The organism is Gymnodinialimonas mytili, from assembly GCF_037544085.1.
GTDB lineage: Bacteria > Pseudomonadota > Alphaproteobacteria > Rhodobacterales > Rhodobacteraceae > Gymnodinialimonas > Gymnodinialimonas mytili.
On record NZ_JBBIFW010000001.1, the window covers coordinates 591,401 to 604,712 of the forward strand.

The window sequence follows — 13,312 nt, forward strand, 5'->3', positions numbered from 1 at the left end:
ACGCACGACTGGCTTTGGGGGTTCCCCATCATTTTAACGATTTGAGGTTGAAACCAAATCCGCTGAACCGCCCCCAAATCGTCTACTCAGCCGCGATCCGATGACCGCCCAGATCCGACGGGGCATATCCATCGCGTGTCTGGGGCGTTTTGATCCCCAGAACAGAGCCCGCAATCTGTGTCCGCAGGATCTGAGCGGTGCCACCCCCGATGGTGAACATCCGCACATCGCGATACATCCGTTCCAGCGGTTCTCGGTCGCTGTAACCACGCGCGCCGAACATCTGAAGCGCGTCGTTCACCACCTTGATACCCATCTCGGACGCGAACAGCTTTGCGCGTGCCGCCATCGTCATGTCAGGAAATGCGCTGCCATCCGGTCCACGGGACCGGGCGGCATCTTGCAGAAGAAGACGGGCGGCATGCACCTGCGTGTCCATATCGGCCACCATCCATTGCAAACCTTGGAATTCCGCCAATGGGCGACCAAATTGCTGGCGCTCAGACAAATAGCGTTTCGCATGATCCGAGGCACCCGCAGCAACGCCCATGGCGATGGTCCCTGCCCCGACCCGCTGCGAATTGTAAGCATTCATCAAATCCGCAAAGCCCCGCTTCAGGCCAGAGGGGGGTGTCAGCAACCACTTTTCATGCACCGTCAGACTGTCGAAACGCAGCTTTGCCTCAGGCATACCGCACAGACCCAGCGTGTGCTCGCGGCCGTCGATGTGAAACCCATCGGGCAATTCACCATTCATCGGATCGGCAAAGACGATGAAACCTCCGATGCCCTGCTCGACCCCCGCCTCATCCAACACGCGTGCAAAAACCAGGTGCAGTTTGGACACGCCGCCACCGGTGATCCAATGCTTGCATCCGTTCAGGATATAGCTGTCACCGCATTTCCGCGCCGTCGTGGCCATCTCGGTTGCCGCACTGCCGGCCTCGGGCTCGGTGATGCAAATCGCGGGTTTATCCCCAGCCAGAACATATGGGGCGCAAAAGGCCTTTTGCTCATCGGTACCATAGGCCATCACGGCACTGATGCCGCCCATATTGGCCTCGACCACTACGCGCGCGGTCAAGGTGCAGACCTTCGCGATCTCTTCGACGACCATCACGACATCCAGAAAGCTTGCACCCTGCCCGCCCAATTCCTTCGGAAGCGACATGCCCATGATGCCCGCATCCGCCAGATCCTGAACGTTGCTCCAGCAATAGCTGCGCGATCTATCCCAATGGGCAGCACGCGGTTCGAACTGCACAGCTAGGTCTTTCGCGGTCTCAACAAGCGGGTGGGTCATGGGCATGGCCTTTACACGGGACGCTCACAAAAAGGTGATAGACGCACCCTTACAGAGGCTATACTTCATTTCCATCGAATAAATATTGATCTCAAATCCAGTATTCCTGAAGTTATGCAAACGCGCGCCCTCAGAACCTTGGTCAAGATCTCGCAGGTTGGATCCTTTGTGGAGGCCGCCAAACAGCTTGGAATGACCCTTTCGGCACTCTCGATGCAAATGAAGGCACTGGAGGCCGAGCTTGGCCTGTCGCTCTTTGATCGCAGTGTCAGACCCCCGCGACTGACCCCGATGGGGCGTGGCATAGTCGGTGAGGCCATCGCTTTGTTGGAACGCGAAGACAGTCTTTTGAGCTTGTCTCGCCCAAGCGATGCGTTGGTCGGACAGTTCAAACTGGGCTTTGTGACGACGGCGGCGGTTCGGCTGCTTCCAAAATTTCTGGAAAATGCGCGCCGCACCGCTCCTCGGGCCAGTTTCGATGTCGAAACCGGGCTGTCGGCGGTGCTGCAGGACAAGGTTCTGACCGGTCAGATCGATGCCGCCATCCTCACCGATGCCGACGGCCTGCCACCGCGATTGTCGGCGCGGCTTCTCAGACAGGAAAGCTTCGTGTTTGCCGCCCACCATGCGCTGCTGACCGACGGGCTCGACGGGTTGCTGGCGCAGCACACGTTCTTCCATTTCATGCCGGATACGGGGATCGGCAAACTGATTGCCAGCGCGATGGTCAATCAGGCGCGCCCGCGAGGTGCCAAGACCATCGTGTTGGATAACCTTGAGGCGATCATGGAGTGTGTGGCAGCCGGTCTTGGATTTACGCTTCTTCCGATACCGGATGTCGACCGTTACCTCACCCCTCAGATCATAAAGCTACCAGCGCCCATATCCATTCAGCGAAAGCTGGTATTGGCCGTATTGCGGGACAGCGCGCTGGCCAAGCGTGAATACGCGTTGGCGGCGTTGTTCGAGGCGGATTGACCTATCGCAATGCGGAGCGCAGCGCGGGTCAGCGGCGATCGGGCATGCCTTCTGGCGGATCGTCATAGACGGACCATCCATATTCCCCTGCGCTTTTGGGCAACTGACCCCGACGCATATTCCGCGCGATATAGGCCTTCGCGATGAAATTGGCCGTAATCGGCGCCGTCAGGAACAAGAACAGCGAGATCAGCAATTCATGCATCGAGACATGCCCGGTATCGGCATAGAAAAAGATCATGGACGCGATCAGCACGCCCCCAACCCCAAGCGTGGTGGCCTTGGTCGGTGCGTGAAGACGTTGCAATGAATCTTTCAATTTGATCAGCCCGTAAGATCCAACAAAGCCGAAGATGCCACTGACAATGAGCGAGATAGAGATCAGAAGTTCCGCAATAAAGCCCATGGTTTCCCTCACTCGATAATGTCGCCGCGCAGCAGAAAGCGGCAATAGGCAACAGTGGACACGAAGCCGACCATGGCGATCAGCATCGCCGCTTCGAAATAGATCCCGGTCCCGCGCCAGACACCGTAAAGCACCAGCAACGCGATCACGTTAATCACCATCGTATCAAGCGCCAGGATCCGATCCGCGGCATCGGGGCCAACCACAATTCGCCAAAGATCCAGCAAAAGCGCCACGCCATAGCAACCGGCGGCGAAAAGCAAAGCGTATTCGATCATGGGAAGATCTCCTTCAATCGCCGTTCGTAACGCGACTTGATCTCATCACGCACGCTATCGGGGTCGTCGGTGTGCAGGCAATGAACCAGGATTGACCTACAATCGGCCGCCAGAGTGGCCGAGACCGTGCCCGGCGTCATTGTGATGGTGCCCGCCAGAACGGTAATCGCTTCGGCCGAGGTCAATTCCAACGGGATCGGGATCCAGTGCGAGCGGATCGTGGGTTCGCGCTTGAACAGGATGATCATCGCGACTTGGGCATTGGCCACGATGATGTCCCACAGCACCACAAGAACATATTCCACGATCTTAAAAGGCCGCGCCAGCTTTGGGCGATCCGGCCAATAGGGCGCCGTGACCATCGGGATGATCAAACCGAAAGCCGAGCCTAGGATCAAATTGCCCAAGGTGAACGTATTGACCAAGCCGATCCAAACCAAGACCAGCGTCAAGCTGAGCAATGGGTGGGGAATAAGGCGTGTGAGCATGGGTCAGCCCTCCTCATCGGTATCGAGCACCGCAGCGATGTACCCCGCACGGTCAAACAGCTGGGCGGAGGTCTGTTCCAGATAGGCCGAAACCGGTCCCGCGAACACGGCAAGCACCGCCAGGATCGCGATGACCATCATCGTGGGCGCAACCTGAAGGGCGTTGGCCGTCATCGGCTGTTCCTCCTCCTCCACCGTGATCCGGTCCGGAACCGGAAGCGGGCCGGGCACGGATGTGGATTTCCAGAACACGACACTACCTGCCCTTGCAAAGCCCACAATCGTCAGAAGCGACCCCACAAGGATTGCCGACCACGCCCAGCCCATCGAACCTGGCGCCCGCAGCGCATCCAAAACCAGCAGCTTGCCCAAGAACCCGCTGAGCGGCGGCATCCCCGCCATGGCAATCGCGGCGGCAAAGAACAGCGCCGCGAAAAGGCCGTTTTGCACAGTTGACGGCATTGGGATCAGCGTGTCGGCGCTGCGACGCGTGATCACCAGATCTGCGATCAGAAACAGGCAGGCCGCGGCGAATGTAGAATGCACCATGTAATAGAGGGCCGCCGATGTCGCATTGGGCGAGAAGGCCGCAACCGCGACCAAAAGCGTGCCCATCGATCCAACCACCGAAAACGCGATCAGGGGCATAAGCCGTTTTGCTCCCAACACGCCAAAGGCCCCTACCGCGATGGTGACAATGGCCGCCGGGAAGAGCCAGGTGCTGGCCAGATCCTCGGTGCCTGGGCTGCCGGGACCAAACGCTGTCGTGTGGACCCGCAGGATCGCATAGGCCCCCACCTTCGTCATGATCGCGAACAGGGCCGCAACGGGCGCTGGCGCATTCGCATATGTCGCGGGCAACCAGAACTGTACCGGGAAGAGCGCCGCCTTCACCGCAAAGACGATCATCAACAGGATTGCCGCGACCCGCACCAACGCGGCTTCTTCCGCTGGGATCTCTGGGATGCGCGCCGCCAGATCCGCGATGTTCAGCGTGCCGGTCGACGCGTAAAGCGTCCCCAATGCGAACAGGAACAAGGTCGACCCGGCCAGGTTCATGACCACATATTGCAGGCCTGCACGCATCCGCTCGCGCCCACCGGAATGGATCATCAACCCGTAGGACGCGATCAGCAGCACTTCGAAGAAGACAAACAGATTGAAGATGTCACCCGTCAGGAAGGCGCCGCAGATCCCCATCAATTGAAACTGGAAGAGCGCATGGAAATGTCGCCCCCGCGCGTCCCATCCGGTCGCGATGGCATGGATCAGGACAATCAGCGCAAGCGCCGCCGTCAGCAGGACCATCAGAGCCGATAAGCGATCCAGAACCAGGACGATGCCAAATGGGGCGGGCCAATCGCCCAGCCGGTAGACATGGGTGGTGCCGTCGGCCGCCACACCGGTCAATCCCAGCGCGATGGCCAGCAGCATCACGGTTCCGGCCACGGATGCGGAGCGTGCCAAGACGATGTCATAGCGCATCACAAAGGCAATCAAGGGGGCCAGGATAGCCGGCAGGAACACCGGTAAAATGATCCAGTGCATCATGCCTGCGCGTCCTTTTCGGTATCTTCTGCGTCGGGCGCGATATCGATCTTGTCGCTTTCGGCTTCAAGATATGCACCAAGGCCAATCATCACCAACACTGCCGTCATGCCGAACGAGATCACGATGGCAGTCAGAACCAGGGCTTGCGGCAATGGGTCGGTATAGGTCGCCTCGCCGTAGCGCGACAGGATCGGCGATTGGTCGATGGCCAGGCGCCCGCTCGCGAACAGGAAGACGTTCACCGCATAGGACAGCAGGGCAAGTCCCAGGATCACCGGAAAAGTTCTGAGCCGCAACAGCAGGTAGACCCCACCCGCTGTCAAAACGGCAATTGTGCTTGCGACAATGATTTCCATCTCAGGTCTCCGCCTTGCCATCGGCGACTTTATCGCCGGGGTCGTAATCCATGGGCTCCACATTGACCGTGCTACCGGCAAAGCGCGCGATCCGGGACAGGCTGTAGAGCATCAGCATCACCGCCCCCAGAACCGTCAGAAAGACACCCAGGTCAAAGAGCATGGCGGTGGCCAGTTCAAACTCTTCGATCGGGGGCAAATGCACATAGGTATAAGCGCTGGTCAGGAAGGGTTGGCCAGCCAGCCAGGCGCCCGCGCCGGTCAGCCCGGCAATCACTGCGCCCAGACCGATCATCGTGTGATATTCGATCTTCTTGCGTTCCTGCGTCCAGGCAAAGCCCGACGCCATGTATTGCATCAGCAACGCGATGGCGATCACCAGCCCTGCAACAAAACCGCCACCCGGCTCGTTATGGCCCCGCAAGAAGATGTAGATACCGACAACAACAGCGATGGGCATCAATACGCGGGTCACCACCACCATCATCAACGGATGGCGGTCACGCGACCGATCCTGCGAATAGTCCATGTTCTTCAGCCGCCGCGCCGCCGGCCCGTCCAGCAGCGCGTGCATCAGCGCGTAAATCACCAGGCCCGCGATCCCCAGCACGATGATCTCGCCGTAGGTATCGTAGCCGCGGAAGTCGACGAGGATCACGTTGACCACATTGGTGCCGCCTCCGCCTTCATAACTGTTCTCGACATGATAGCTCGAGATCGTATCGATATCGCGCATCAAGAACGCATAGGCCAAAGCGCCAACGCCGCCACCCGCGGTGATCGCGATCAGACCATCGCGCAGCTTCAGGCCCATCGGGCTTTCCTTCGGGGTGACCTTGGGCATGAAATGCAAAGCCAGCAGCAGCAGCATGATTGTGACGGTTTCGACCGAGATCTGGGTCAGCGCCAGATCGGGCGCAGACAGGTAGGCGAAACCCGCCGAGATTGACAGGCCGATGATCCCGATCAGCACCAGCGCCCGGAACCGGTGGTGGTGCATCACAACGACCGATACCGTCGCCACGATCAGCATCAGCCAAACCACTGCTATGACGGGGGGGATCGGCAGATGGTCCCGTGTCGGCGCCGATAATCCACTGCCGGAATAGGCAATCCAGCCCAAGATGACCGACGAAACGGTAAAGATCGCAAGGTAGCGGCTGATCGCACCGTTATGGGCGATGTCGGTGATCCCACGCGTAAGCGACACCAACGCGGCGACCAATCGGTCAAAGATCGCCTTCGCTTCGGGGCGCGGGGCCGCGATCCAGGCGCGGTCGAGCGGACGATGCAACGCCAACAGGATGGCCCCGCCGAGCACCGCGATGATCGACATCCACAGCGCGGGCGTCACACCGTGCCAGATTTTCAGATGAGGGTGCAGATCGGCACCGGTCACGGCGTTGGCAGCGGCGGTCACGATCCCCTCGGCCAAGAAGGGCGCCACCCCGATCAGGATCACCAGCACAACCAAAAGCGCAGGCGCGGCCCACATGCCAAAGGGTGGGTCATGGGGCTTGGCCGGGTAGTCCTCGCGTTTGGGCCCAAAGAAGACATGAACGATGAAGCGGAAGGAATAGGCCACAGACAGAAGCGCGCCGATGGTCGCCGCAATCGGCACCGCGTAGTGGCTGCCGAACCAATCGGTATGCGAGGCCTCCTCCAGCATCATTTCTTTCGACAGGAAGCCGTTGAACAGCGGAATGCCCGCCATCGACAATGCGGCGACCGTGCCGATCAGGAAAGTGATCGGCATCAGATGCCTGAGCCCGCCAAGGCGCTTGATGTCACGGGTATGGGTCTCGTGATCCACGATCCCGGCGGTCATGAAAAGCGCAGCCTTGAAGGTCAGGTGGTTGATGATGTGAAAGACCGCCGCGACCGCCGCGGCGGTGGTGCCAAACCCCAAAAGCATCGTCAGAAGGCCCAGATGGCTGACCGTTGAAAAGGCTAGCAGCGCCTTCAGGTCATCTTTGAACAGCGCGATCAAAGCGCCGATCACCATGGTCACCAGGCCCGTGGTGGCGACGATGTAGAACCACGCATCGGTGCCCGACAGAACCGGCCACATACGCGCCATCAGAAACACACCCGCCTTCACCATCGTGGCCGAGTGCAGATAGGCCGAGACCGGAGTGGGCGCCGCCATCGCGTGGGGCAGCCAGAAGTGGAACGGGAACTGTGCCGACTTGGTGAAGGCACCCAGAAGAATCAGGATCAGAGCGGGCAGATACCAATCCGAGGCGCGGATCAGGTCGCCCGCTTGCAAAATATCGGTCAGGTTGTAGCTGCCCACGATATTGCCCAGGATCAGCATCCCGCCGATCATCGCAAGACCCCCCGCGCCGGTTACGGCCAGCGCCATCCGCGCGCCCTGACGGCCTTCTGGCAGGTGTTTCCAATAGCCGATCAGCAGGAACGACGAGAGCGATGTCAGCTCCCAAAACACCAGCAAAAGCAGAATGTTGTCGGAGATCACGATCCCCAGCATCGCACCTTGGAACAACAGCAGATAGGTGTAGAACTGCCCCATCGGATCCTCGCCCGACAGGTAAAACCGCGCATACAGCGTGATCAGCAGGCCAACGCCCAAGATCATGCAGGCAAACAGCAGCCCCAGCCCATCCAGAAAGAACGATGCCGACAAACCCAATTGCGGCAACCAATCGATCTCTGCCTGTATCACCTCGCCGCGCAGCACTGCAGGCGCGAGTGTCAGCAACATAACAAGCGCCAAGGCGGTCGGCACGGCGGTGAAGGACGCACAGGCGTTGCGTCCTGCCCGGATCATCACCCCCGGAAGGAGCGCTCCGATGAATGGAAGCAATGCGATGAGAAAAAGAAGGGTGCCGCCGTCGCTCATTCTCTGCCCTTACACGAGTCTTTGTCCGCCCCTTGGATAACGACGGCAATGATGACTGTAAAACAATGCTTTGACCTCCATGTGCGGCCGTTCGATGCAATAGCCCGCCAAAAACGGGCCGAGTGTGTGCCTGACCCGACACACTTCACCGAGATCGATCAGGACACAGGTCGATGCCTCGCCAAGTAAACAGCTTAGGACAGATTGCCCTAAGCCGTGCATTTCGGTCTCAGGAGCGTCAAAGGTTCTGGAGCGAGAGCAACATGTCGAGAGGGGGGGAGGAACCCAACCACCAGCTCGGCCTCAAGGAACGCAAAGTACCGTCGTCCAAGAAAAGAATGGTGCGCTCGGCGAGACTCGAACTCGCACGGGAGTTACCCCACAGCGACCTCAACGCTGCGCGTCTACCAATTCCGCCACGAGCGCACGTGATCAGGTAGTCGGCGCTCTCTAGCGGCTTGGTCTGATCTTGTGAAGGGGGTTGGTGCGGGCTGAGATGAAAATTTCGCCTGTGCCTGCATTCGGATGAGGCTGAAACGAAAAAGCGGCCCCAGGCCGGGGCCGCTTTTCCCATGTGTCGTATCGGCTCAGTTGGTGGCAGGCGCGATGCTGGTCACACCGATATTCGGTTCCACTGGACGCGGCGCCTCAAGCAGAATCTGCGGCTCGACCGGCACGGGCTGCGGCGTGACAGACGCCACGGGCGATGCGGGCGACACGTTGGGCTGCGGGCGCGGCGTCACGGCCTGTGGCTGCACGGCGACGGGTCGAGGTTGCACATTTTGCGGCGCAAAGATCGGTGCGGCGCCGGGTGCCGCCGTGGGCACCGGCAGCGGTGTGAAGCCGGGCGCCGGTGCGCCCGTTGGAACCGGCGTCGGGATGCCACCGCCTACGGTCAAGGCCACGGCCTGACGGATCAGCGGCAAACGCCCTGCATCGGTTGGGCTGAAGACGGCCGTCGCCCCGCCCTGCAGCGCGTTGATCGCCACATCGTACCATTCATGGGCACGGTGCGCATCGGCACCAACGCCGAAGCCTTCGCGCAGATGATGGCCCAGCAATTCGGCATAAGCGGGCTCTCCGGTTGCGACCAAGATCAAAGCCGAGCCCATCGCCATATCCATATTGTCGGCGCCATATCCCACACCCAGGCACACGCGGGCCGTTGCAGCCAATTCGGGCGCCGGAATGCCGCTTGTATAGGCAAAGCCCTGGGCGGAGCCCGCCGCCTGGGTCGGCGCGACCCCACCGATCAGTGCCGTCTGGCCCGCAACCGAGGTCGAAAACGCCTCGCATTGCGCTGTGATCTGCGCGTAGGTCAGGCCGTTGATCGCCTGGGTCAACTCGTGGCCCTGGTTCACCGCGCTGGCACGCGCGGTGCAGAATTGTTCGGACAGGGCAAAGGCCGGGTTCGACAGATTGCCGAGGGTCATCATTCCGCCATTGGCCTGACCTTGCAGCGCGACACCATCACAATGGGCCGACAGGACAGGATTGCCGGTCGCGCCTGCAAACAGATTCGGAACCCCACCGGACCCGCTGGTGGCGGCAGTCGTCACGGGCGCAGCCCCTGGCGCAGGTACAACCGTGGTCGTGCCGGGCTGTACGATCACCGTCGTGCCGCCGCCGGGTTGACCGGCATAGCTTGGCGCTGGCGCGGTCGGCGTCAACGTACCCCGATAAGCGACCAATAGGGGCGTGCCGTTCAGGCCAGTTTGACCCTGACCGCCATTGCTTGCCCACAGATAGGCACCAATCAAGTACTGCGCCTGCTCCTCTGGAAAGCTGCGGCCATTCACCGGATAGCCCAGCGCCGCCTGATACCGTTCAACCGCGGCGCGGGTGGCCGGGCCAACCTGGCCATCCACGTAACCTGCGTTAAAACCGAAATAATTCAGGGCTGTTTGCACCTGACGCCCGGCCTCTGTCGCAGGGATCGATGGGCGAACGATGCGCTGGGGCGGCGGTGTGTAAGGCTGGGTGCGGGGCGGGGCCGGGCGTGCGCCGGGCTGCGGCGTCGGATGTACCGGGATCACGCGGCGTGTCGTGGTCTGTTGCGAGGCGGCACCAATCGCCGCGCCGATCGCGCCACCGATCAGCAAACCGCCGATCACATCGCGGGCGTCCTGCGCTGCCGCGGGGGCGGCAAACATCGGGGTCAGGGCCATGGCGGCAATCAAAGAGGATGTCGTCAAATATTTAGCAAACATAAAAAGGCTCTCCGCAGACAAATTCCGTTTCCGGGTGTCACCATACACGAAACCGACAAAATCCCGATACTGGAATCCCTTACTGGGTCAAATACCGGGAGTCGCGGCCTGTTTGCGGCGCCAGATCCGTAGGGCCAACACAGCCAAACCGATGGTCCCGATCACCCAAATCCCCAGTTCCTGCGCATCGCCAAACACCACTGCGTTCAATCGGCGCCCAGGTAAAAGCGTCAGAAGGCCTGCAACCCCCAAAGCCTGCCAATAGAGCGTGCGCATGATCGCCTGATGGGTCGCAACATCCCGTCGCAGGATCGCCAACATCCCTGTTGTCAGCGCGTAGAGAGCCCAGATGGAAAACAGGTGAATCGGCCCAAATGGCCCAAGGACCGGCAGAAGTCTCGCCGGGATGAAAAAACCCGAAATGGCCAAAAGAGCCATCGCGCCCACCCAGACACGCCCCAAACTTCGGTGCCACACGTCGCGCCGCTTTCGGTACAGCGCCACCGGCCCGATGGCGATCGCAAGGCTGGCTGCGCCAAGATGGATTTGGATCGCCGGATCGGTGTGCAGGATAGGGTCTAGAGTCATTCTGGTCTCCGTTTGAGATGGGCCAACCGCTCGGGTTGAAGCGATGTCCTCCCTCTGGCACGTTGCTGCCAATCCGGGGCAAGCCGCCCTACGCAAAGGACCCGAGGCCGTTCGTGAATGACGCGACTCTGCCATCCGCGCTTCGTGAAATGCGGGCGCATTTTTCCAACAGGCGCGTGATCTTTGCGCTGCTGGGGATCGGGGTGATCCTTGGGTTGTTGGGTCCGTTTGGGACAGATCGCAGCCTGACCTGGGGCGTGCGCATGGGCTATTGGATCTCAGTCCCGGTGCTGACTTACGGCCTGGGCTATCTGTGCCACGCATTGGTTTTGCCGTCTCTGGCTGGTCTGCCGCGGCTGGGCGCGCGGGGCATCGCGGGCTTGGTCACCGGTATGGTCATTGCGCCAGTCATCGTGACGATCAATCGACTGGCCTTTGGGGCGTCGCCGGATTGGTCCGATGTGGCGTTGATCTTGGGCATCGCCATCATGGTGACCTTGCTGATGATGCTGCTGCCTGACAGCGCGTCCTCTGCCCAGGAGGCGCCGCCTGCGATCCTGGACCGTTTGCCGATCGACAAACGCGGCGCGCTTGTGGCGCTGTCGGTCGAAGATCACTATGTCCGCGTGCGCACCACCCAAGGCGAAGAGATGGTGTTGATGCGGCTCGGCGACGCAATCCGGGAAACCGAAGGCGCCAAAGGATTGAAGGTGCATCGCTCGCATTGGGTGGCGCTGGACCAGGTCACCAAAGCGCGTCGTCGCGGCGACGGCGCCTTGCTGAGCGTCACACATGGCGATGACATTCCGGTCAGCCGCGCCCATATGCCTGCTATCCGCGATGCCGGGCTGCTGCCGCGCTAGGGCGCATGTCTGGACGCGGGCAAACCGCTATCGGATAAGGCCCGCAAGACACGCCTGCCAAAAGGAACTCAGATGGTCGATTGGATCACCTCGGACAGTCCGGTGCCCTATCTCGACGCAGTGGCCGAGATGGAGGCGCGCGCAAACGCGATCGCCGCGGGCACCGCGACCGAGGCGGTCTGGCTTTTGGAACATCCGCCGCTTTATACGGCGGGCACCTCTGCCGATATTGCCGATCTGAAAGATCCCGACCGGTTTCCCGTCTTCAAGACCCGTCGTGGTGGACAATACACCTATCACGGCCCCGGCCAGCGCGTGGCCTATGTGATGCTGGACCTCAGCCAACGCGGTCGCGACGTGCGCGCTTATGTCGAACGGCTGGAGGCCTGGGTGATTGCCGCTTTGGCCGAATTTAACGTCACCGGTGAAGTTCGGCAGGGCCGCGTTGGAGTCTGGGTCAGCCGCCCGGAAAAGCCTGCCCTGCCCGACGGCTCGCCACGCGAAGACAAGATCGCCGCCATCGGTGTCCGCATGCGCCGTTGGGTCAGCTTCCACGGCATCTCGATCAATGTCGAACCGGATCTGAGCCATTTCGACGGGATCGTGCCCTGTGGGATCGAGGGGCACGGCGTAACCAGCTTGGTGGATTTGGGTTTGCCGGTGACAATGAACGACCTGGATGTGGCGCTGAAACGCAGCTTCTTCGATGTGTTTGGCGGGCATTGATGGCCAGCCCTGATCAAGACGCCGACCCATCCGGGGATCGCGATCCGGATGACCATGTTCTGACCGATATCGTGGATGCGGTGACCGAACAGGCCGAAGACGGGCACGGCGATGTCGATACGCTGATCCGCACGGCGGGGCGGCAGGGATTGCTGCCGGTGATGACCTTCACCGCGCTCCTGATCGTCTCGCCGCTGTCGGGTGTGCCGTTCGTGTCCTCGGTCTGCGGCACCATCATCGCCTTTTGCGCCCTGCAAAGTGCGTTGGGTCGCGGCAATTTGTGGCTTCCGGGCTTGCTGCGTCGGCGTCAGGTCTCCCCGCGCCGGATCGCTGGTGCGATGCGACGCGTGCGCCGCCTGGCCCGCTGGTTGGAGCGCAACGCCACGCGGCGGCTCCCCATGCTCAGCGCACAACCCTTTTCCACGCTGTATCTGCTGTTATCGGCCGCCTGTGGCCTCTGCATGCCATTTCTGGAACTGGTCCCGATGTCATCCTCGCTTCTGGCGCTAAGCGTCACCCTGATCGGCTTGGGGCTGATGCTGCGCGACGGACTGTTGCTGAGCGTGGCGTTGCTGCCGCCCTTCCTGGCGGCCTGGATCGTCTATACGGTCTGGTTTACCTGACACGCGACCGCGCAAGTGCCGCATTTCGATGCATAATATTGCGCCACGCCGCTCAAACCGGCCTCTCCGCCTCGCCCTG

General features: G+C 61.0%; 13 protein-coding genes and 1 tRNA gene. 4 read left to right on the plus strand and 10 right to left on the minus strand.

Annotated features, from left to right (window positions below):
• Nucleotides 1-82: 82 nt before the first annotated feature.
• A complete protein-coding gene (gene acdA, locus V8J82_RS02840; protein ID WP_339971947.1) occupies nt 83-1,303 on the minus strand; it encodes a 3-sulfinopropanoyl-CoA desulfinase in 1,221 nt (406 codons plus the stop codon).
• A gap of 114 nt (nt 1,304-1,417) precedes the next feature.
• Here acdA and V8J82_RS02845 point away from each other — a divergent pair, with 114 nt between their 5' ends.
• Complete coding sequence (locus tag V8J82_RS02845) at nt 1,418-2,281, plus strand: LysR family transcriptional regulator (protein ID WP_339971949.1); 864 nt, start codon at nt 1,418-1,420, stop codon at nt 2,279-2,281.
• 28 nt (nt 2,282-2,309) lie between these two features.
• Here the strand turns inward: V8J82_RS02845 and V8J82_RS02850 are convergent, their stop codons facing one another.
• The 9 genes from V8J82_RS02850 to V8J82_RS02890 form a co-directional block, all read right to left on the minus strand.
• Nucleotides 2,310-2,687, minus strand: a complete 378-nt coding sequence (locus V8J82_RS02850; RefSeq protein WP_339971951.1) for a Na+/H+ antiporter subunit G — start codon at nt 2,685-2,687, stop codon at nt 2,310-2,312.
• A gap of 8 nt (nt 2,688-2,695) precedes the next feature.
• Nucleotides 2,696-2,965, minus strand: coding sequence for a K+/H+ antiporter subunit F (locus V8J82_RS02855; RefSeq protein WP_339971953.1), 270 nt, complete (start codon nt 2,963-2,965; stop codon nt 2,696-2,698).
• Nucleotides 2,962-3,453 carry a Na+/H+ antiporter subunit E gene (locus V8J82_RS02860; protein ID WP_339971955.1) on the minus strand — a complete coding sequence of 164 codons (492 nt, stop codon included), beginning with the start codon at nt 3,451-3,453 and terminating at the stop codon, nt 2,962-2,964. Before V8J82_RS02860 ends, V8J82_RS02855 begins: the two co-directional genes overlap by 4 nt.
• Before the next feature lie 3 nt (nt 3,454-3,456).
• Entirely contained in the window at nt 3,457-5,004 is a 1,548-nt protein-coding gene (locus V8J82_RS02865; RefSeq protein ID WP_339971957.1) for a monovalent cation/H+ antiporter subunit D, read from the minus strand.
• Complete coding sequence (locus tag V8J82_RS02870; protein WP_339971960.1) at nt 5,001-5,360, minus strand: Na+/H+ antiporter subunit C; 360 nt, start codon at nt 5,358-5,360, stop codon at nt 5,001-5,003. Before V8J82_RS02870 ends, V8J82_RS02865 begins: the two co-directional genes overlap by 4 nt.
• Before the next feature lies 1 nt (nt 5,361).
• Nucleotides 5,362-8,223, minus strand: coding sequence for a monovalent cation/H+ antiporter subunit A (locus tag V8J82_RS02875; protein WP_339971962.1), 2,862 nt, complete (start codon nt 8,221-8,223; stop codon nt 5,362-5,364).
• 339 nt (nt 8,224-8,562) lie between these two features.
• A tRNA-Leu gene (locus V8J82_RS02880) sits at nt 8,563-8,649 on the minus strand.
• A gap of 161 nt (nt 8,650-8,810) precedes the next feature.
• Complete coding sequence (locus V8J82_RS02885) at nt 8,811-10,433, minus strand: peptidoglycan-binding domain-containing protein (RefSeq protein ID WP_339971964.1); 1,623 nt, start codon at nt 10,431-10,433, stop codon at nt 8,811-8,813.
• 87 nt (nt 10,434-10,520) lie between these two features.
• Nucleotides 10,521-11,021, minus strand: coding sequence for a DUF2306 domain-containing protein (locus tag V8J82_RS02890; RefSeq protein ID WP_339971966.1), 501 nt, complete (start codon nt 11,019-11,021; stop codon nt 10,521-10,523).
• Nucleotides 11,022-11,134: 113 nt separating this feature from the next.
• On the opposite strand from V8J82_RS02890, the gene V8J82_RS02895 reads away from it, so the two are divergent.
• From V8J82_RS02895 to V8J82_RS02905, 3 genes are read left to right on the plus strand one after another with little or no spacing between them, the layout of a single operon-like run.
• Complete coding sequence (locus V8J82_RS02895; protein ID WP_339971968.1) at nt 11,135-11,884, plus strand: LytTR family DNA-binding domain-containing protein; 750 nt, start codon at nt 11,135-11,137, stop codon at nt 11,882-11,884.
• Nucleotides 11,885-11,938: 54 nt separating this feature from the next.
• On the plus strand, nt 11,939-12,610 hold the full coding sequence (gene lipB / locus V8J82_RS02900; RefSeq protein ID WP_339974497.1) for a lipoyl(octanoyl) transferase LipB: 672 nt from the start codon (nt 11,939-11,941) through the stop codon (nt 12,608-12,610).
• Nucleotides 12,610-13,233 carry an exopolysaccharide biosynthesis protein gene (locus V8J82_RS02905; protein ID WP_339971970.1) on the plus strand — a complete coding sequence of 208 codons (624 nt, stop codon included), beginning with the start codon at nt 12,610-12,612 and terminating at the stop codon, nt 13,231-13,233. The genes lipB and V8J82_RS02905 overlap by 1 nt, the downstream gene beginning before the upstream one ends.
• Nucleotides 13,234-13,312 lie beyond the last annotated feature (79 nt).